The following is a 20056-nucleotide window of genomic DNA, read 5'->3' as shown; positions in this document are numbered from 1 at the left end:
CCGTGCCGCACCGGCCATGCGGCTTGCAGCGGAATGTGGCATGGTACGTTGACCTTATAGACACAACATATGAAACAGACTGCATCCATTGTTGGGCCACAACAGCCGGGCCCCCGCTTTTTTGATTTTATATTCCGCAACCAGGAAAACCGGCGCTGGTGCTGGGCTGCGCTGGGCCTGAGCATCATAGGATGGTGCCTGTTCAAATGGGTATATCCCAATCCTAATATGGTGCTGGATTCCTACTGCCTGGTAAGGGGCGCTATCAGTGGCGCCAACGTGGAAGTGTGGCCCATTGGGTATTCCAAGTTCCTGGTACTGCTGGGATACGTCTCGCATTCCGCCATGTTGCTGGTATGGGTGCAGTACATGGGCATGGTGCTGGCGTGTATGTATTTCTTTTTTACGCTGCTGTATATTTTTAATCCCGGTAAATGGGTGAAAACAGGCATGTTCGTGTTTCTATTTGCTAACCCGCTTTTTTATTACATCAATAATTTTGTGCTGACGGATGGGCTGTATACCACACTAAGCGTGGCGTGGTTTACCTTGCTGATCTGGGTGGTGTTCCGCCCCAGGGATTACATGATCTGGGTACATGCCCTGTTGCTGCTGGTGTTGTTTTCCATCCGTTACAATGCCATGTTCTACCCGTTTGTGGCGGCGGTGGCCTTCCTGTTCAGCAGCTTCCGGTTATGGAAAAAGCTGGTGGCCATTGCGCTGGCCGGCGGTATGGTACTGGGTTTTATCGTATTTACCCGCAACCAGATGAAGCAGGCTACCGGTGTAAGTGGCTTCACGGTGTTCTCCGATTGGAAAATATTGAACAATGCGCTCTTTGGTTACGGGCATTTTTATAAAACAGATCCCAGGCCGGTACCCGCGAAGTTTGCGCGGCTGGATTCCCTGGTCCGCCTGAGCTTTGAAGTGAACGGGCCGGACGATATGTACAATTACGGCGCCATTACTTCCGGGAGCGTTTACATGTTCCATCCTTATTCCCCGCTTACATTGTACATGTCTGAGCAGGAGCAGCGTTCTACCTCCTTCATTATACTGGATCAATCTATGCCAATGTCCCCGCTGTATGGCGCCTACGGAAGATACCTGGTGAAGCGGAATCCCTTTGCCTTTGCCCGGTACTTCCTGCTGCCCAATGTGCAGCGGCACTTCCTGCCACCGATGGAGTCCTACGACTCCCCGTCGCCTTTTGTCCTACATAAGGACAAAGTGCTTGGAAAGCCCACTGCTGAATGGTTTCATCTTACCACGCTGGAATGCCGCAGCTTTGGCGTGAGCCTGCGGAATTTGCTCCTGCTGCCAGCCATGGCACTGGCGGGTATTATACAACTGGCATTTTTAATGGTGGCGGTGGGCGTATGCTATACGAAACTGTATAAAACGCAACCCCCGTTGTCTAACAAGGTATTATTGCTCGTCCTGTTATTTGCCTGCGCGGAATTTGCTTTCAGTGTTACCTCCGCTGGCATCGTGCTGCGTTACCTGTTGCTCATGCTGGCCATAGAACTTTGTTTCACACTGATCGTGGGAGAGCAGTTATTGAAGACGGACCAGGCCCAAAAGCTGCTTCACCAGCTGAAATAATTTTTACACCCCACTACGGAGCCTCCATTTACAGGTGTCTTTACTATTAGCCCGGCCATACAAGCGCCGGGCTATGGAGATCACCGGCGGTTCGGAAAACAAACCTTATATTCAATCCCTGCAAATGAATGGCAAGGGGTATGATAATACCTGGCTGCCCTGGCAGGCCATGCGCAACGGTGGCTCCCTGCATGTTGAACCGGGCAAAACGCCCCATAAGAACCGGGGCACCCGCACCGCGCCTCCTTCATTTCAATAATGCTATAAAAACCAGGATGCGTCCTGCATTTCAATAACACGGAACCATGATCAACAGTAAGAACATCTGCATGCGCCTTTGGTGCGCCATTTTCCTGCTTACCATCAGTATGGGCGCTATGGCGCAGGACACGCTGCCCGGTTGGGCCATAGGCCCCTTTGTAAGACCTGCCGGCGTAAACCCGATCATTGCCCCCAATCCAGCCAGCACCTTCCCGGACCCGATGAGCAAACAGCAGGTAGCCTGGGAAGCCAATGACGTATTTAATCCCGCGGCCGCGGTAAAGGGGGGCAAGATCTATGTGCTCTACCGTTCGGAAGACCGGTCCGGCCAGGGCATAGGACAACGTACGTCCCGCCTGGGCATGGCGGTGAGCACAGACGGCATCCACATGAAACGCCGCTCCAAACCGGTGCTCTACCCGGCAGCAGATAACCAGCAAACATTCGAATGGCCCGGTGGCTGTGAAGACCCGCGTGTAGCCGTAACGGAAAACGGTGTATATGTGATGTTTTATACCGAATGGAATAAAAAGGTACCCCGCCTGGGAGTGGCTACTTCCAGGGACCTGGTGCATTGGGACAAGCATGGCCCTGCGTTTTATAACGCTTACGATGGCCGCTTCAAAGACCTGGCCAGCAAGTCTGCATCCATCGTTACAAAAGTAGTGGAGGGTAAACAGGTGATCACTAAAGTGAATGGCAAATACATGATGTACTGGGGAGAGCATTTCATCAACATCGCCACTTCTGAAGACCTGGTGCACTGGACGCCCCAGCTCGATGAAAACAATGAACTGAAAGCTGTAGTGCGTCCGCGCCCACATTACTTTGACAGTGACCTTACCGAATGCGGCCCGCCGGCTATCCTTACAGACAAAGGCATCCTGGTGCTCTATAACGGTAAGAACAAAAGCGGGGATGGCGGTGATAAGAACTATACGGCTAATACCTACGCCGCAGGCCAGGTGTTGTTTGATGTGAATGATCCCGGCAAAGTAGTGGCAAGACTGGATAAGCCTTTCTTTGTGCCCACGGAGCCGTTTGAGAAAAGCGGGCAATACCCCGCCGGGACGGTGTTTGTGGAGGGGATGGTGTATTATAAAAAGAAGTGGTTCCTGTATTACGGCTGCGCCGATAGCAGGGTAGCTGTGGCAGTGTGCGGGCAATGAAAAAAATCCGCTACCGGATGGCGGTAACCGATCCTGCACGTGTCATTAAGATAGTCTGTCCTGAAAAAACAGCGCCCAATACCACGCGTTATGATCGTTAAACGGAAACATCTTGCTGCCGCCGTCAGCTGCGCACTGACCCTGGTGGTGCATGCACAGAAAAAAGACCTGGTAACCTATGCCAGCACTTTACAAGGCACTAATTCCAACTTTGGCCTGAGCCATGGCAGCGTGTATCCTACCACGGCGCTACCTTTTGGTATGCACGGGTGGACCGCCCAGACCGGGAAGAACGGCGACGGCTGGAAATACCAGTACCCCGCCACCACCATCCGCGGCTTCCAGCAGGCCCACGCCTGCAGCCCCTGGGTGGGCGACTATGCCGTGTTCTCCCTCATGCCGGAAACCGGCACCCTCAAAGTGATGGAAGATGAACGGGCCACCACTTTCAGCCATAAAGACGAAACCGCGCACCCGGATTATTATAAAGTCACTTTCGCCAATAAGATCACTACGGAGATGACCGCCACGGAACGCGGCGCCCACCTGCGTTTCAGCTTCCCGGCAAAAAGCCCGGCCTACCTGGTGCTGGATGGTTACAATGCCCTCAGTGGTGTAAAGATCTGGCCCAGGGAACATAAGATCACCGGCTTTGTAGGCAATGGCCGTTTTATTCCGAAGGATTTTAAAAATTACTTCGTCATTGTATTTGACCAGCCTTTTGAAGCCAGTGGCACCTGGGAGAACGAAAAAGGCGCAGTGCATGCGGATAGCCTGGAGGCAACAGGTAAAGGTGTAGGGGCGTATGTGCGCTTCCGCCCCGGCGCCAGGGTGCAGGCCCGCATTGCCTCTTCCTACATCAGCCCTGAACAGGCGGAAGTTACCTGGCAGCAGGAGCTGGGCCAGCATACTACGTTTGAGCAAACACGCAACATAGCGCACAATACCTGGGAACAATTGTTTGAGCGCGTAGCCGTGGAAGGAGGCAGCGAAGAAGACAAGGCCACGTTCTATTCCTGCCTGTTCCGCGCCAATCTTTTCTCCCACCAGTTCTTCGAGTACAACAAAGAAGGCAAGCCTTACTACTACAGCCCTTACGATGCCAGGGTGCATGACGGGTACATGTTCACCGACAACGGTTTCTGGGACACCTTCCGTGCACAGTTCCCGCTCAATACCATCCTGCATCCCACCATGGAAGGCCGTTATATGCAGGCCCTCCTGGCCGCGCAAAAGGAGTGTGGCTGGTTTCCCGCCTGGTCATTTCCCGGGGAAACCGGGGGCATGCTGGGCAACCATGCCATTTCCCTGCTCACCGATGCATGGGTGAAAGGCATCCGCACCTTTGACCCCGAACAGGCCCTGGAAGCGTATTTCCATGAAGCGATGAACAAAGGCCCCTGGGGCGGCGCTAACGGGCGCGCAGGCTGGAAGGAATATTACCAGCTGGGTTACGTAACCTTCCCGGAGTCTTACGGCAGCACTTCACAAACCCTGGAATATGCGTATGACGATTTCTGCGGCTATCAACTGGCCAAAGCCACCGGTCATGATTTTTACCGCGACGTGTTTGCGCGCACCATGTACAATTACCGCTACCAGTACGATAGCGTCACGGGTTACATGCGCGGGCGCAAGCTGGATGGCAGCTGGGTGACGCCTTTCGACCCGTATGAGTGGGGCGGGCCATACACGGAGGGCAATGCCTTCCAGTGGCAATGGTCTGTATTCCACGACGTAAAAGGCCTTATCCGCCTCATGGGCGGGGAGCAACGTTTTATAGCCCGCCTGGATTCCGTGTTCAGTGTCCCCAATAAAGTGAATGTAGGCTACTACAAACAGATGATCCATGAAATGCAGGAAATGGTGGATGCCAACATGGGCCAGTATGCCCACGGCAACCAGCCGGTGCAGCATATGATCTACCTGTACAATTATGCCGGCCAGCCCTGGAAAGCGCAGCAGCACATCCGTGATGTGATGAAGCGCCTGTACAATGCCACGCCGGACGGCTATCCCGGTGATGAAGACCAGGGCCAGATGTCGTCCTGGTACGTACTGAGCGCCCTGGGCTTCTACAGCGTGTGCCCGGGTACAGATGAATACGTGATAGGCAGTCCTGTATTCCCTAGGGCGACCATTACCTTGGAGAACGGGAACAAGTTCACCGTGATAGCGCACAACAACAGTGATAAGAACGTGTACATCCAGGCTGCCACGCTGAATGGCCAGCCCTTCACGCATAACTTCATCCACCATGCAGATATCATGAACGGTGGCACCCTCGTGCTGGAGATGGGCGACCAGCCGGCCATGCAGCGTGGTGTGGCCGAGGCCGACAAGCCTTTTTCGCTGTCAAAATAGCTGTAAACCCGCTACTGTAGCGGTTATAGGAAATTTCTGCCATATCTGGAAAAAATCTGCTGAATCGATTAACTTAGTGCCAGTTGAAACAAGGCGATGCTTAGAGATTTTTCCACGTTAGGTGACGAAGAAGTATTCCTGCGCTTAAAACAAGGTCAAGAAGAAGCAGTAGAGGAGATATACCGGCGGTTCTGGAAAGAGCTGCTGGATGCCGCGTACCGCAGGGTGAAGTCGCAGGAAGCAGCCATGGAACTGGTCCAGGGCCTTTTAGTGCAGTTGTATTTGAAGCGGGAGCGCATTCAACTCAGAACTTCCCTCCGCAACTATCTCCATACGGCGCTTAAGAATAAAGTACTGAACAGCATCCGCGCAGAGCTGGTCCGCAATACTTACCAGCAGCGCATGGCCGCCAGCGGGCAGGCTTCCCAGCCCGATGCCGCCAGCGCGTTACGGTTAAAGGAATTGCAGGAGCAGATAGATGCGTCCTGTGCTGCCATGCCCGAAAAGTGCAGGGAGGTCTTTTACCTGAGCCGGCGCGAACATTTGTCGTACCAGCACATTGCAGACCAACTGGGCATTTCGGTGAATACCGTGGAAAAGCATATGGTAAAGGCGCTGAAGATCCTGCGCTCCCATCTCAAGGAGTATAATTTCACTTTGCTCTGGGCCCTGCTTTGCTTTGCCGCCCGGCTGCTGCGTTAAGCCGGTTTCCAAAGTATTTTCACCCGCAGTGGCGGTACCCCATTTTTTAAGTGTCTATTGTAAGAGAGCATTACATGGAAATGAACAACAACCGGTTAAAAGAATTATTGCACAAATACCTGGAAGGTTCCGCCTCCGAGCAGGAAGTCCGGGAGGTGGATGATTGGTATCGATCCTTCGATACCCACGCCGGCCTTACGGACCAGCTCACGGCATCGGAAAAGGACACGCTGGAACAATTGCTGCTCCTGCGCATCCGCACTGCGATCAGCGAGGCGGCACCGGCAAGGGTGGTGCGCATGCGCACCCGCCACTGGGTGGCCGCAGCCGTTGTGGCGGCGGTGCTGGGCATAGGCGGTTACTATGCCGTGCAGCGCATGCATCCTGCCCCGCAGGCCATTGCGCTCACGGAAACGTCCAACCGTAGCGGCATCCGCAGGATATCCCTGCCGGATAGCAGCGTAGTATGGCTCAATTTTGACAGTAAGGTGCACTTCTCCCAGGCCGGCATCCACGCTGCACGCGAAGTGTGGCTGGAAGGCGAGGGGTATTTTGAAGTGAGACCGCAGGATAATAATGCCTTCACCGTACACGCCGGCAAGCTGGATGTGCAGGTGCTGGGCACCAGCTTTAACGTGGATGCCTACAGCCCTGCCCGCGCCGTGACCGTAACGGTGGTGAATGGGAAAGTAGCGGTGGGCGCAGGTGCAGGCCGCACCACGCTCACGGCCAATCAACAGGCTGTTTTTACCACTGCCACCGGCGGCATCACCACCCAGGCCATTACCGCTGCAGATTGCAGTGCATGGACCACCGGGCAGCTGGTGTTCCGCAAAGCTACCTTCCAGGATATTGCCATGCGCCTGGAACGCCGTTATAATACGCACATCCGTTTTGGAAGTCCGGAGGTGGCCAATGCCCTGCTCACGGCCAGTTTCGAAGAGCGCGAGCCGCTTACCGGGGTACTGGGGAAATTATGCGCTATCTATGGATTTAAGTATAAAGAAGAAGCTAATGCCACTTATGTAGTATATAAATAACAACAGGGGAAATACCTTTGCGAAGGTCAACTATTTTACATGTTATGAGGGAAAGAACAACAGGGCGCCCCTGCGCAGGGCCCCTGTGGTACAGATTGCTGGTGATAACGGTACTGTTAGGGTGCCTGGATATACCTGTGTCCATAGCCCAGCAAGGGCATTGGGATGAGTTGCGTCGTACCCTGGTGAATGTGCAGGTAACCGATGAAACGCTGGATAAAGTATTTGAACAGATAGAGGCCAGCACCACGTTAAAATTTGTGTACAACCCTTCCGACATCGCCGGGAGCGGGCGCTTTACCCTGAACAAAGAACATATTTCGGTGGAGCAGGTCTTGAAAAACCTGCCCGCCACTTTGCAATATGAATTGAGAGGCCGTAATATCCTCATCACCCGCCAGGAGCCGCATACCGCAGATGCGCAACTCTTCCAGGGTGGCCGGGTTACAGACCTCCAGGGCAATGCCTTACCCGGTGTAAGCATTGCCATCAAAGGCACCGCCAAACGCGCCATCACGGACCAGTCCGGGGTGTTTACCATCCGCGCGGGCGCAAAGGACACGGTGGCGTTTTCACTCATCGGGTTCAATACGCTGGAAGTGCCCGTGGCAGATGAATCGCTCATGTTCGTTTCCCTGTCGCCCAGTCTTTCGGCTTTGCGTACAGTAGTAGTGATCGGTTATGGCACGCTGGTGAAAGAAAGGCTCACCACGGCGGTGAGCACCGTGAAAGGCAATGATGTGAAAGAGCGCCCCACCACCATGAACGTGATGCAGGGACTGGCCGGGAAAATAGCCGGGGTGAGTGTGATGATGAATTCCGGGAAGCCAGGTGGCAATCCTATTGTGAAGATCCGCGGTACCGGCTCTATCAATGCCTACAACGGGCCGTTGTACGTGGTGGATGGCATCGTGGGGGCCGATCCGAATAGTATTGATCCCAATATAGTGGCCTCAGTAGATGTGCTGAAAGATGCCGCCGCTTCGGCCATTTATGGTTCAAGGGGCTCCAATGGCGTGATCGTGATCACCACCAAAAGGGGCACAAAAGGCGCACCTGCCATCACTTTCCGCAACACGGTGAGCATGGGCAGGCTGGCCCGGGAAGTAAAACTGCTGGATGCAGACCAGGCCCTGGAAATGTTCAAACGGCAGTATGAGTATGTGCCCGGCCGCACCGCGCCCCATCTAGATCCCACGTGGTATTTCCCGCGTAAGGCGGAACTGTTCAATGCAGACGGCTCGCCCAGGTATCATACGGATTGGCAGAAAGCATCCAGCCGCACCGCCATTTCCCACGAGCACGCGTTGCAGTTTGCCGCCGCCAGGGATGGTTTGAATGCACTGGTAAGTCTTACATACAATGACCAGCAGGGCATTTTGATCAATAGTTATTCCAAACAGGTGAATGCATTCATCAACGTGGGCTGGGATGTGAAGAAATGGCTGCACCTGCAGGGCATGATCAGCAGCGGTGCGTTTAAACAAAATAATGTAGACATCAATACGCTGGGCCTTAATGCTGTGCGGCAGATCTACGAGTTCCTGCCATTCCTGCCGGTACAATATGCAGATGGCACGTACTCCCGCAAAGGGGATTACCCCGGCGCGGAAGATTCTGAAAACCCGGTACGCCTCATGCGCGAAGTAAAATCCGTGGCCGGCCGTACCAACACCATGGGCAACCTGCAGGCCACTTTCCGGCTGAACAGCCAGTTGAGCCTCACCACGGGCCTTAGTGGCACCACGGGCTCCAACTACAGCCTGTATTTTGCCGGCCGCGATATACGGGGCTACTCCGATACGCAGCAAGGGGTGGCCACCCGTGGCAATGGCAACTCCGGTGCCTGGACCTCGGAAGACTACCTGACCTGGAGCAACAATTATGGTGACCACCATATCACCGGGGTGGCGGGCGCCAGCTGGTACTACGCGGCAAACATGAACACTACCGCGGGTGCTGAAGGATTCTACGACGATGCGTTTTCATATTACAGCCTGCAAACAGGCCTGGTGCCGCAGAAGCCCACTTCCGGCTCCAGCCAGACCGCGATGAATTCCTATTATACGCGCTGGAACTATGATTATAACAACCGCTACCTGCTCGGGTTTTCTTTCCGGGCAGACGGCTCATCGCGCTTTGGCGCCAATAACGTGTACGGGTATTTTCCCAGCTTTTCCGCGGCATGGCGCCTTTCATCAGCGGCATTCCTGCGGGATGTGCCCCAGGTCACAGACCTGAAGATACGCGCCAGTTATGGCGTGGTAGGCAATGCAGACATAGGCGACTATGTAACGCAGGGCCGCATGAACAGCGGGCAGGCTGTGTTCAATGGCAACACGGAAGCTTCTGCTACGCTGGCCGCGCTGGGCAATAAAGACCTGAAGTGGGAAAGGGCCCACCAGCTTGATTTTGGCGTGGATGCCTCCCTGTTTGACGCCAGGCTGCAGTTCACCGGTGATGTGTACAACCGCATTACCAATGACCTGCTGTATTATAAACTGCTGCCTTCCACCACAGGGTATGAAGGCGTGTACCAGAACATAGGCGCCATCCGCAACCACGGCCTGGAACTATCGCTCTCCAGCAGCAATATCCGCAGCAGGGATTTTACCTGGAACACCACCTGGGTGTATGCGATGAACCGCTCCCTGGTGCTGCGCCTCAATGGGGACATCATGTATCCCTGGGCCGGGCGCATCATGGAAGGACGGCCGCTGAATGAATTTTACGGGTATAAAAGACTGGGCACCTGGAGCACCAAGGAAGCCACGGAAGCCGCCATGTATGGCCGCAAACCGGGCGATATTAAATACGCAGACCTGAACAACAACGGCATTAAGGACGCCAACGACCGCACGGTGCTCGGCAACGGGATGCCCAAGTTTGAATCGTCTATGACCAATACGTTCACCTATAAGCAATTTTCCCTGTACATAGACCTGCAAACGATCTATGGCCATAGTCTCGCTAACCTGACGCGCGCCATCATGGAAAGCCCGGCACCCGCTACTAACAGTTACCGCAGCGTGCTGGATGCCTGGAGGCCAGACCACCAGGACGTGATGAACGGGCAGTTGCGCCTGCCCGGCGATGGATTTGACAACGAGATAGACAGCTACATCGTGGAGAATGGCTCTTTCCTGCGCGTGCGTAACATAGCACTGGCATACCGCCTGCGCGATGAATGGCTGCGCCGCTACCACCTGCAAGGCGCCACGCTGACGCTGAATGCAGAGAATTATTTTTTGTTCACGAAATACAAGGGCTACGACCCGGAAGCATCTTCCTTTGACGGAGACTTCAACCAGGGCGTAGACCTCTATCAATACCCGAAAGCAAAAACACTGGCGTTCACCTTGAATGTTTCGTTCTGATGAAAATGCATTGTATGAGATGGAGATATTGGGCGATGTTGCTGCTGTGCACCGGGCTTGCTTCCTGCAAATCTTTCCTGCAGGAATCACCGGAAGGCACGCTGGACCCGGCAAAGTTTTACCAAACAGCCGCACAGGTAGCTGCTGCGGTGAACGGCTGCTACGACGGGCTGGGATATGTGTACATTAACGGCATTGGCGTATCGGTATGCCCTGGCTATGCACTGGAGTACATCACCGGCTACAGCCGCCGCCCCAGGCCTTCCGGCTTTGAGGACGACCAGTTCCTGCACCTGGACAAACTGGACCCGAATAACTCGCGCCTGCAATCCTGGTGGAATGCGACTTACTACCCGGTGGAAAATTGTAACAGCGTGATAGAACATGTGCTGGTGACCAACGTGGTGGATGATATCACAAAACAGCGCTACCTGGGCCAGGCCTACTTCCTGCGCGCATGGTACTATTTCCAGTTGGTGCGCCTGTTTGGCGATGTGCCGCTGAAGCTCACGAGCACCACGGATATTAATAACACGCGGATCTACCGCTCACCCAGGCAGGCCGTGTATGAACAGATCGTGAAAGACCTGCTGGCGGCAGAGCAATGCGGGCTACCCTGGCAGGACCAGAGCGGGCACATATGCCTGGGCGCCGTGAAAGCCTTGCTGGCAAAAGTGTACCTTACCATGGCGGGCTACCCGCTGAAGCTGGGCAATCCTTACTACCAGCTGGCATATGATAAGGCAATGGAAGTGATCAACAGCCATAACTTTTCCCTGTTCGATCATTACGCAGACCTGCGCGATCCGGCTTACCAGAACACACGGGAGCATCTATTCATGCTGCAGCGCCAGGCTACCGTGGCGCCCAGCTATATCCACGAGGCTTACCTGCCTTACCCGGATCAGCCCATTTCCATACAACCCGCGTATGGCGGGGCCATGGCGCCCGCACAGGCATTCTACGATTCCTATGCGGCCAATGACGGGCGCAAAGCGGAACAGGCCTTTTTCTACACCCGCTTTCCACGCTATGGCAATCCTGCGGATACCATTGTGCTGCCGGCACCTTACATCTTCAAATATTGGGATGCAGATGCCGAAAAGACAGGGCGCTCCGGTGAGAACTTTCCCCTCATCCGGTATGCGGATGTACTGCTTACAGCGGCAGAAGCCAGGAGCAACCTGGATGGCGGTGTAACCGCCGACGCTGCAGCCATTGATGCTTATTATGCCGTGCGGCACCGTGCCTTCCCTGCGGAAACAAGGCCGGCCTCGCTCACGACAGACCAAATACTGAAAGAACGGTGCTGGGAGTTTTGCTTTGAGTTCCAGACCTGGTACGACATGCTGCGCACGCGCAGGGCCCTTGACGTAAGCAACGGCACCATGACCAACCTGGTTGGCTACAAGGCGCCCAACCATGTGCGGGCCTTTGATACCACAGACCTGCAATTTCCTTTACCACTGGCGGAAGTCCAGAAAAATCCAGATTTAGCCCTCTAACAAACACGATGAAACGGATGAGAATTGGTGGCGCCATGCTCTGCATGGTGCTGGCCCAGGCATGCTTTGCCCAGACAAAAAATTATTTTATTGACGGTTTCCACGGGGGCGTATGGGGACATTACCCCAACGGTTATACGCAGTTCATCAACGAACAGCTGAAAGCAAACCCTGACTGGAAGATCAACCTGGAAATAGAACCGGGAACCTGGGATGTGGTGAAGCAGCAGGAGCCCGCCGCCTATGCGGAGTTCCGGCAACTCATAGCCGCGCAGGACGACAATAGCCGCATTGAGTACGTGAACCCCGGCTACGGGCAGAGCTACCTGTACACCAGCTCCGGTGAAAGCATGATCCGGCAGTTGTACTACGGCATGCAAACGCTGAAGCGCCATTTCCCCACGCTGCGTTTCAGCAGCTACTCCAGTGAAGAGCCCTGCTTTACCAGCGCCCTGCCACAGGTACTGCGCTCTTTTGGTTTTCAATACGCCTCCTTGAAAAATCCCAACACCTGCTGGGGAGGCTATACCCGCGCCCATGGCGGGCAGCTGGTGCGCTGGATAGGGCCGGATGGTACACCCATCCTCATGGTGCCCCGTTATGCTACCGAGAAATTATTAACCGGTTCCACCTGGCAAACCACCGCGTGGAATAACGGGCCTGACTATATCCAATCTGCCCTGAATGCCGGTATCACAGACCCTGTGGGCATGTGCCTGCAGGACGCCGGCTGGCGCAATGGCCCCTGGCTGCGCCAGCACGCCCGCTACGTGACCTGGCGGGAATACATAGGCCATATTGCTGATCAAAAACATGCTACGGACTGGCACGTAAGCCAGGAAGATGTGCAGGTAAGCCTGGTATGGGGCAGCCAGGTATTGCAGCAGATAGCGCAGGAAGTACGTGCCTCCGAAAATAAGCTGGTAGCCGCGGAGAAATACGCCGCCATGCGCACCTTGCTGGAAAAGCAGCCATGGCCGGGCGTTTCCATAGACACCGCGTGGAAAACACTGTTGCTTTCCCAGCACCACGACTGCTGGATAGTACCTTACAATGGCCACAAGGGAGATACCTGGATAGACAAGGTAAAAGTATGGACGGGCAATACCCTGCATGAAACAGACAGCATCCTGCAACAGCCGACGGCAGCAGGAAACAGCGTACGCATTGTAAACACCACACCCCTGGCAAGAGAGGAATGGGTCACCGCAGGCCATTTTTCCTTCAGGGCAAAAGTGCCGCCCATGGGCTTTGCCACTTATACCGTGCCTGCCACGCCGCCTGCTACTGGCCGGCAATGCACGTTACTGGCCAATGGCCGGTACCGCGTTGCCACTGATCTGTATACTTTGACCATAGATCCCGCAAAAGGGGGCGTGATCACGAGCCTCACTACCAAAGCAGGTCACCAGGTAGTGGATACCACCAACGCCCGCGGCTTCAATGAACTGCGCGGCTATTTCTATAATGACAATGCCTGGTACTCCAGCATGGACAAGCCGGCCACGGTAACGGTGCTGGAGGATGGGGGCGGGCATACCACGTTGCAGGTGCAGGGTATGGTAGGCCCGCATCCTTTCACACAATGGATCACATTGGCCGAAGGCCAGCGCCGGATAGACCTGCGCGTGAAGATAGACTGGCAGGGCAACCCCGGCATAGGCGCTTACTCCCAGGAAAAAGGCTTCCGCCTGGATGCGCTGCAAAAAGCATTTTACAACGACAGTACGAAACTGCAGGTGCTCTTCCCCGCAAACATAGCACAGCAGCACGTGTACAAGGACGCACCGTATGATGTTACAGCAAGTGCACTGGATAATACTTTCTTCAGCAGCTGGGATAGCATCAAGAACAACGTGATCCTGCACTGGGTGGATGTGAATGACCGGCGCAATGGGCTTGCCTTATTCACCGATCATACCACCAGTTACGTGCACGGGAGAAACTACCCGCTGGGCCTTACCCTGGCTTATTCCGGCCGCGCCCTCTGGGGCCGCAACTATGATCTTACCGGGCCCACGGATGTACGCTACGCCATTGTGCCGCATACCGGCAGCTGGGATAATGGTGGCATGGCAGAGGAAGAGGCCAAATGGTGCGAACCGCTGCTGGTAATGCCTGCCGGCGATACAAAGGAATTTTCCCTGGTAAGTTTTGATAATGCACAATGGCAGGCGCCCACCATGATGATGGATGGTAAAGACCTGCTGGTGCGTATTTACAATGCTGCCGGAGATGCAAAGCCTTACACGGTGCGCCTGAATGGCAAAGCCAGTGCTGCACAGCTGGAACAACTGGATGGCAGTGTGCTGCAGGTGCTCAAGATCAAAGCCGGCGCCAAAGGCGGCGCTGCGGTCACACTGGCCATGCCCCGCTTCGGCATCCGCACCCTTCGATTTAAACATGTAATCATCAACCCATAAACAAACACGATATGAAAAAACTGTTGTATGCGTTTGGTCTGGGCATGGCTTCGCTCAGCGCGCAGGCCCAGGCTCCCGTAAAACCTTTCCAGGCCAAGGATCGCGTAATATTCGTGGGCAACAGCATCACGGAAGCCGGCGCTTATGTGTCTTACGTTTATCTCTATTACATGACCCACTTCCCGGGCCGCCCCCTCGTGATCATGAACGGGGGTGTAGGTGGCGACAGGGCTGCTGAAATATACCGCCGCCTTGATTATGATATTATGGCCAAGCACCCGAACGTGCTGGTCCTCACGTTTGGCATGAATGATACCGGTTATTTTGAATTTAACCAGGCCAATGCGGATGAAACAGCCAGGCAACGCATTGCTGCCTCCGCGGAAAACTATGGCAAAATAGAGGCGCGCCTGAAGGCAATGCCCCAGGTAACAAAGATCCTCATGTCGTCTCCGCCCTATGATGAAATATCTGATCTGAAAGGTGATGTGTTCAAGGGTAAATCCAAAGCCATGCTGAAGATCGCGGAGTTCCAGGAAGCATCTGCAAAGAAAAACAACTGGGGATTTGTAGACCTGCTGCGCCCCCTCACGGCCATCAACGAGCGCCTGCTGCAGGAGAACCCCGCATCTACCGGCCTTGGTCACGACCGTATTCACCCCGGTAATGCCGGCCACCTGATCATGGCCGCCCAGTTCCTGAAGGACCAGGGCCTGGCAGGCAAGCCCGTGGCGGATTTCAGCGTGGACGCTGCCGGTAAGGTAGCCAAAGCGGAAAACTGTAAGATCAGCAACGTAACACATGCAGCAGGCAAAGTAAGCTTTGATTATCTTGCGGAGTCGCTGCCTTTCCCGCTGGACACCGTGCCCCGCATTTTTGGCAACCCGCAGAAGCAGATCGATGCGCTGCAATGGATCCCGTTTGCGGAAGAATTTGACAAGGAAATGATCACCGTGCCGGGCCTGGAAGCAGGTACTTACTCCCTGCTGATGGACGGCCATAAAGTAGGGGAGTGGGATGCAGCGGCATTCGCAGCCGGCATTAACCTGGCATTGCAAGGTGAAACGCCGGAGTACAAACAGGCACAATCCATCATGCAGCTCAACATCCGTCGCCAGGAGCTGGAAGCCCGCTTCCGTTCTTACTACTGGGTGCAGGCGGATTTTATGGACAAGCGTGGCCTGCGCCTGAAGGATAACGCTGCCGCACTGGATAGCGCCCGCGCAGGTACTAAGACAGACGTGTTCCTCCGCTTCCACGAAGGCACGTATGAAACGGCTATCTACCCGGAAATGCGCGCCGCATGGCAGCATGAGATAGATACCATCATTGCCCTGGTGTATAAGCTGAACAAGCCGGCTACCCACCATATCGAGATCGTAAAAAACTGAAACCGTGAACCATAAACCTGCTGTATGCATGTTAGCGCTGCTGGCCCTGCCGGTGCTGGTAAGCGCACAAACGCCGGCCAGAGAACCGGCGGCTTATGTCAATCCATTCATTGGCGCCAGCACCAGTGAAGGCGCGGCCGGCATTTACCACGGCCTTGGCAAAACCTTTCCCGGTGCCGCCACGCCGTTTGGTATGACGCAGCTGAGCCCCAACACCATCACCGGCGGCGATAACGGCTCCGGCTACAGCGATGAGCACAAGACCATTGAAGGTTTTGCCTTTACGCAAATGAGCGGTGTAGGCTGGTTTGGCGACCTGGGTAATTTCCTGGTAATGCCCACCACCGGCCCGTTACAGACGGCCAGCGGACCGGCCGCACACCCGGAGGAAGGTTACCGCTCACCATATGATAAAAGCTCGGAAAAGGCCAGCGCCGGCTATTACAGCGTGCAGCTCACCGAGCAACATATCCGGGCAGAGATGAGCGCCGCACCCCATAGCGGCATCATGCGCTTTACCTTCCCGGCTAATGCGCAGTCCCGCATACAGGTGGACCTGGCCCGCCGCGTGGGCGGCACCTCCACCTGGCAGGAAGTGAAGGTAGTGGATGACCACACCATCGCCGGCTACATGCGCTGCACACCTGATGGCGGCGGCTGGGGCGATGGTGCGGGCAAGGCGGATTACACCGTATACTTCTATGCGCAGTTCAGCAAGCCGCTGAAAAAATACGGTGTATGGAGCGCCAATATCCCTGATGGACAAAGCCGCCACCGCGATGATGTGACCAGTGCAAAGTACCAGGACATCATTGCACATGCGGCCGTATTGCCCGGCGTGAAAACCAAGGCTGGCAAGCATCTTGGCTTCTACACGGAATTTGAGACCAAAGACCGGGAGCCGGTATTACTGAAAGCCGGTATCTCCTTCGTCAGCGTGGCCGGCGCCAAAGCCAACCTGCAGGCGGAGATCAAAGACTGGAACTTTGACGGTGTGCGCCAGCAGGCTACCCGGTTGTGGAACACTGCCCTGGGCAAGGCTACCGTGAGCGGTGGTACGGAAACGGAGAAGGCCATCTTTTACACCGCCCTTTATCACAGCATGATAGACCCGCGTAACTTCTGCGACGTGAACGGGCAGTATCCCGGAGGCGATGGTAAGATTCATCAACTGAAAGGCTTCCGCAAGCGCACCATCTTCAGCGGATGGGACGTGTTCCGCAGCCAGTTCCCTTTGCAGACCATCATTAATCCCGGTGTGGTGAATGATATGATCAACTCCCTGGTAACGCTGGCAGATGAAAGCGGCCACCAGTACCTGGAGCGCTGGGAATTTCTCAATGCCTACAGTGGCTGCATGATCGGCAACCCGGCCATTCCCGTGATTGCCGATGCATATGCAAAAGGCATCCGAGGCTTTGATGCACAAAAGGCTTACGCCGTGGCAAAGAACACCGTAGCCAAATTTGGCAATGGTGATAAGGGCTACAGCGCCGGCGACCTGAGTGTGTCCCTCACCCTGGAATATGCGTATGCAGAATGGTGCCTCGGTAAGTTTGCCCAGGACCTGGGCAGGCAGGAAGACGCCGCGCATTACCAGGCTGCCGGGGGAAATTACAAAAATGTATTTGACCCGTCAGTAGGCTGGTTCCGTCCACGCAATGAGGATGGCAGCTGGCAGCCCTGGCCCGCGGAAGGCCGCATGAAACAAGGCTATGGTACCATTGAAAGCAGTCCCTACCAGCAAGGCTGGTTTGTGCCCCAGGACGTACCCGGCATGGTGCAGCTCATGGGGGGCAGGGAAAAAGTGCTGGCAGACCTGGACACCTTCTTTGAGAAAGTGCCGGAAAATATGATGTGGAACGATTATTACAACCACGCCAATGAGCCCGTGCACCACGTGCCTTTCCTGTTCAACGAACTGGGGGCGCCCTGGCTCACCCAGCGATGGACGCGTACCATTTGCGACCGGGCTTACCACAATTCCGTGGAAGGCCTGGTGGGCAATGAAGACGTAGGCCAGATGAGCGCCTGGTATGTGCTGGCGGCCAGCGGCCTGCACCCGCTCTGCCCCGGCAGCAACCGGTACGAGATCACCAGCCCGGTGTTCAGCAGCATCACTTTTAAACTGGACCCGAAATACGCCAGTGGCAAAACATTTACCATCACTGCGCGCAACAACGGGCCGCAAAACCTTTATATTCAACGCGCATGGCTCAATGGGAAACCTTATGACCATAGCTACCTTGACCACGCGGTAGTAGCAGCCGGTGGCACACTGGAACTGGAAATGGGCGCTCAGCCCAATAAAAACTGGGGCATCCAATAATATTTTTTAATTCCCAATGGCGGAACCTGTTTTTTGAGGTGTCATACCAATTAGACAGGTTCCACTTTTGCCTTTCCGGGTGAAAGCTTGCTTTTACCCGTGTGGGCTATTATTCCCTTGTATGAAAGAATTTTTATCACCAAAAAGCTAAACGCTTCCACGTTTACCACGTTATGAAAATGAAACGCTCGTTTGCTGCTCCCGTGTGGCTGGGCCTGGGCATCCTGCTGTTTGCTGCATGCAGTAAAAAGAACTTCCTGGACCAGACCGAGACCACCAACCTGAATGAAGAGACGGTCTTTTCCGACAGTGCCCGCTCGGTACAGTTCCTTAACCAGATCTATGTGGATATTGGATTCTCTGAAAGTGCCACCCGCTTTGGTAACGGGGGCCTGGACGCTGCCTGCGATGAGGCAGAGCCCCAGAAATCCGCGTCCGTGACCACTTCCGTGCAGTTTGCCACCGGCACGGTAAACCCCGCTATCATTTCGGATGATGCCTGGAACACGCCTTACACCAACATCCGCCGGGTAAACCAACTGCTGAAACATTTGTCCGGCATCCCCGTACCCCAGTACATCCGCAATGCCATGGGCGCTGAAGGCCGCTTCCTGCGCGCTTGGTATTACTTTATTATGTTGAAGCACTATGGCGGCATTCCGCTCATAGGCGATACCGTGTATGACGTGAGTGATCATATCAGCGCAGCGCGCAACACCTTCAAGGAATGCGTGGACTATATCGTGTCTGAATGCGATTACGTGGCGGGCGCCCTGCCCATGACTCGCGTGCGCGAAGACTATGGCCGCGTAAGCGCCGGCGCCGCCCTGGCCCTCAAGGCAAGGGTGCTGCTGTATGCCGCCAGCCCGCTTTTTAATGGCGGCAATATTGATCCGCAAAACCCGCTCACCGGTTACACGGACAATGATCCCAACCGCTGGCAACTGGCGGCAGATGCTGCCAGGGCGGTGATGAACACCAATGCCTTTTCACTGGTGGAAGACAATACCACCGCGCCGGGCATGGGCTTTTACTCCTTATTTGTAACACGCCTCAACAAAGAATATATTTTTGCCCGCATGCAGGGCGGTAACAAAGACCTGGAAACAGCCTGGGAGCCACCATCCCGTGGCGGTGGCCAGGGAGGCTTCCCTTACCAGGGCACCGTGGACGCTTTCTTTATGGCGAACGGCCTGCCTATTACCGATCCCAACTCCGGTTATGATCCCAATAATCCCTATGCCGGCCGCGAGCCCCGCTTTGCTTTCTCCATCATCCGCGACCAGACGCCCCTGATCCAGAATACCAGCGTGAGAGCGCCGGTAAATATCTACCTGGGCCCCAGCGGTAAAGGGGTATCACAGGATGCCGTGTATGCCGGTACGCCCACGGGTTACTATACCAACAAGATGCTGGACTCCAACATTGCAGCCAACTATATTCACGGCACCCAGCGCTGCTTCCCGCTCCTGCGTTACGCAGAAGTGTTGCTCAACTATGCGGAAGCGGCCAATGAAGTGAATGGCCCCACCCCGGATGTGTACAACGCCGTGGAACTGGTGCGCCGCCGCGCAGGCCTCCATCCTTACCAGCTGCCGGTGGGCATCAGCAAGGACTCCATGCGCAACAGCATACGTGCGGAAAGACGCGTGGAGCTTGCGTTTGAAGGGCACCGCTTCTGGGATGTGAGAAGATGGAAGATAGCCGGCCAGACGGAGAATCAAACGATGACCGGTATGGAGGTAACACGCAATGGCAGCAGTGTAACTTATAAGCTCTTCCCGGTACGCAAGCACAACTTCCGCACGGCCATGTACCTGTGGGCCATCCCGCAGCATGAAACCGCAAAGAGCCCTGAGCTGAAACAAAATCCCTCCTGGTAAAACAACA

General features: G+C 55.1%; 12 protein-coding genes. All 12 read left to right on the top strand.

Annotated features, from left to right (window positions below; translation table 11 throughout):
* Positions 1 to 69: 69 nt before the first annotated feature.
* The 12 genes from DCC81_RS23755 to DCC81_RS23700 all read left to right on the top strand — a co-directional run bounded on the left by DCC81_RS23755 (position 70) and on the right by DCC81_RS23700 (position 20049).
* A complete protein-coding gene (locus tag DCC81_RS23755; protein WP_108689199.1) occupies positions 70 to 1605 on the top strand; it encodes a hypothetical protein in 1536 nt (511 codons plus the stop codon).
* Between the two features lie 34 nt (positions 1606 to 1639).
* Complete coding sequence (locus tag DCC81_RS23750; protein WP_262510183.1) at positions 1640 to 1864, top strand: glycoside hydrolase family 92 protein; 225 nt, start codon at positions 1640 to 1642, stop codon at positions 1862 to 1864.
* Between the two features lie 46 nt (positions 1865 to 1910).
* On the top strand, positions 1911 to 3035 hold the full coding sequence (locus tag DCC81_RS23745; protein ID WP_240613061.1) for a glycoside hydrolase family 130 protein: 1125 nt from the start codon (positions 1911 to 1913) through the stop codon (positions 3033 to 3035).
* A gap of 90 nt (positions 3036 to 3125) precedes the next feature.
* The gene (locus tag DCC81_RS23740) at positions 3126 to 5399 is read left to right on the top strand and encodes a GH92 family glycosyl hydrolase (protein ID WP_108689196.1); all 2274 of its coding nucleotides are present in this window, start codon (positions 3126 to 3128) and stop codon (positions 5397 to 5399) included.
* Positions 5400 to 5495: 96 nt separating this feature from the next.
* Positions 5496 to 6101, top strand: coding sequence for an RNA polymerase sigma-70 factor (locus tag DCC81_RS23735; RefSeq protein WP_108689195.1), 606 nt, complete (start codon positions 5496 to 5498; stop codon positions 6099 to 6101).
* A gap of 50 nt (positions 6102 to 6151) precedes the next feature.
* The gene (locus tag DCC81_RS23730; protein ID WP_133177781.1) at positions 6152 to 7141 is read left to right on the top strand and encodes a FecR family protein; all 990 of its coding nucleotides are present in this window, start codon (positions 6152 to 6154) and stop codon (positions 7139 to 7141) included.
* Positions 7142 to 7185: 44 nt separating this feature from the next.
* Positions 7186 to 10518, top strand: coding sequence for a SusC/RagA family TonB-linked outer membrane protein (locus DCC81_RS23725; RefSeq protein ID WP_108689190.1), 3333 nt, complete (start codon positions 7186 to 7188; stop codon positions 10516 to 10518).
* Between the two features lie 14 nt (positions 10519 to 10532).
* Complete coding sequence (locus DCC81_RS23720) at positions 10533 to 12023, top strand: RagB/SusD family nutrient uptake outer membrane protein (protein ID WP_205686417.1); 1491 nt, start codon at positions 10533 to 10535, stop codon at positions 12021 to 12023.
* 8 nt (positions 12024 to 12031) lie between these two features.
* The gene (locus tag DCC81_RS23715) at positions 12032 to 14446 is read left to right on the top strand and encodes a glycoside hydrolase family 38 C-terminal domain-containing protein (protein ID WP_108689188.1); all 2415 of its coding nucleotides are present in this window, start codon (positions 12032 to 12034) and stop codon (positions 14444 to 14446) included.
* A gap of 11 nt (positions 14447 to 14457) precedes the next feature.
* Positions 14458 to 15837, top strand: a complete 1380-nt coding sequence (locus DCC81_RS23710; RefSeq protein WP_108689186.1) for an SGNH/GDSL hydrolase family protein — start codon at positions 14458 to 14460, stop codon at positions 15835 to 15837.
* Positions 15838 to 15865: 28 nt separating this feature from the next.
* Positions 15866 to 18166 carry a GH92 family glycosyl hydrolase gene (locus DCC81_RS23705; protein WP_108689184.1) on the top strand — a complete coding sequence of 767 codons (2301 nt, stop codon included), beginning with the start codon at positions 15866 to 15868 and terminating at the stop codon, positions 18164 to 18166.
* Between the two features lie 179 nt (positions 18167 to 18345).
* Positions 18346 to 20049: a RagB/SusD family nutrient uptake outer membrane protein gene (locus DCC81_RS23700; RefSeq protein ID WP_108689182.1), complete on the top strand. Its 1704-nt coding sequence runs from the start codon at positions 18346 to 18348 to the stop codon at positions 20047 to 20049.
* Positions 20050 to 20056: the final 7 nt, after the last annotated feature.

Source organism: Chitinophaga parva (assembly GCF_003071345.1).
Lineage (GTDB): Bacteria > Bacteroidota > Bacteroidia > Chitinophagales > Chitinophagaceae > Chitinophaga > Chitinophaga parva.
The sequence above is the reverse complement of the archived record's forward strand: the minus strand, read 5'-3'. Positions and strand labels throughout refer to the sequence as shown.

What these genes read in the sequence shown, in the direction of transcription:
- DCC81_RS23755 (WP_108689199.1), top strand. Translation starts at nt 70, where the DNA reads ATGAAACAGACTGCATCCATTGTTGGGCCACAACAGCCGGGCCCCCGC.
- DCC81_RS23745 (WP_240613061.1), top strand. Translation starts at nt 1,911, where the DNA reads ATGATCAACAGTAAGAACATCTGCATGCGCCTTTGGTGCGCCATTTTC.
- DCC81_RS23740 (WP_108689196.1), top strand. Translation starts at nt 3,126, where the DNA reads ATGATCGTTAAACGGAAACATCTTGCTGCCGCCGTCAGCTGCGCACTG.
- DCC81_RS23735 (WP_108689195.1), top strand. Translation starts at nt 5,496, where the DNA reads ATGCTTAGAGATTTTTCCACGTTAGGTGACGAAGAAGTATTCCTGCGC.
- DCC81_RS23725 (WP_108689190.1), top strand. Translation starts at nt 7,186, where the DNA reads ATGAGGGAAAGAACAACAGGGCGCCCCTGCGCAGGGCCCCTGTGGTAC.
- DCC81_RS23720 (WP_205686417.1), top strand. Translation starts at nt 10,533, where the DNA reads ATGAGATGGAGATATTGGGCGATGTTGCTGCTGTGCACCGGGCTTGCT.
- DCC81_RS23715 (WP_108689188.1), top strand. Translation starts at nt 12,032, where the DNA reads ATGAAACGGATGAGAATTGGTGGCGCCATGCTCTGCATGGTGCTGGCC.
- DCC81_RS23710 (WP_108689186.1), top strand. Translation starts at nt 14,458, where the DNA reads ATGAAAAAACTGTTGTATGCGTTTGGTCTGGGCATGGCTTCGCTCAGC.
- DCC81_RS23705 (WP_108689184.1), top strand. Translation starts at nt 15,866, where the DNA reads ATGTTAGCGCTGCTGGCCCTGCCGGTGCTGGTAAGCGCACAAACGCCG.
- DCC81_RS23700 (WP_108689182.1), top strand. Translation starts at nt 18,346, where the DNA reads ATGAAACGCTCGTTTGCTGCTCCCGTGTGGCTGGGCCTGGGCATCCTG.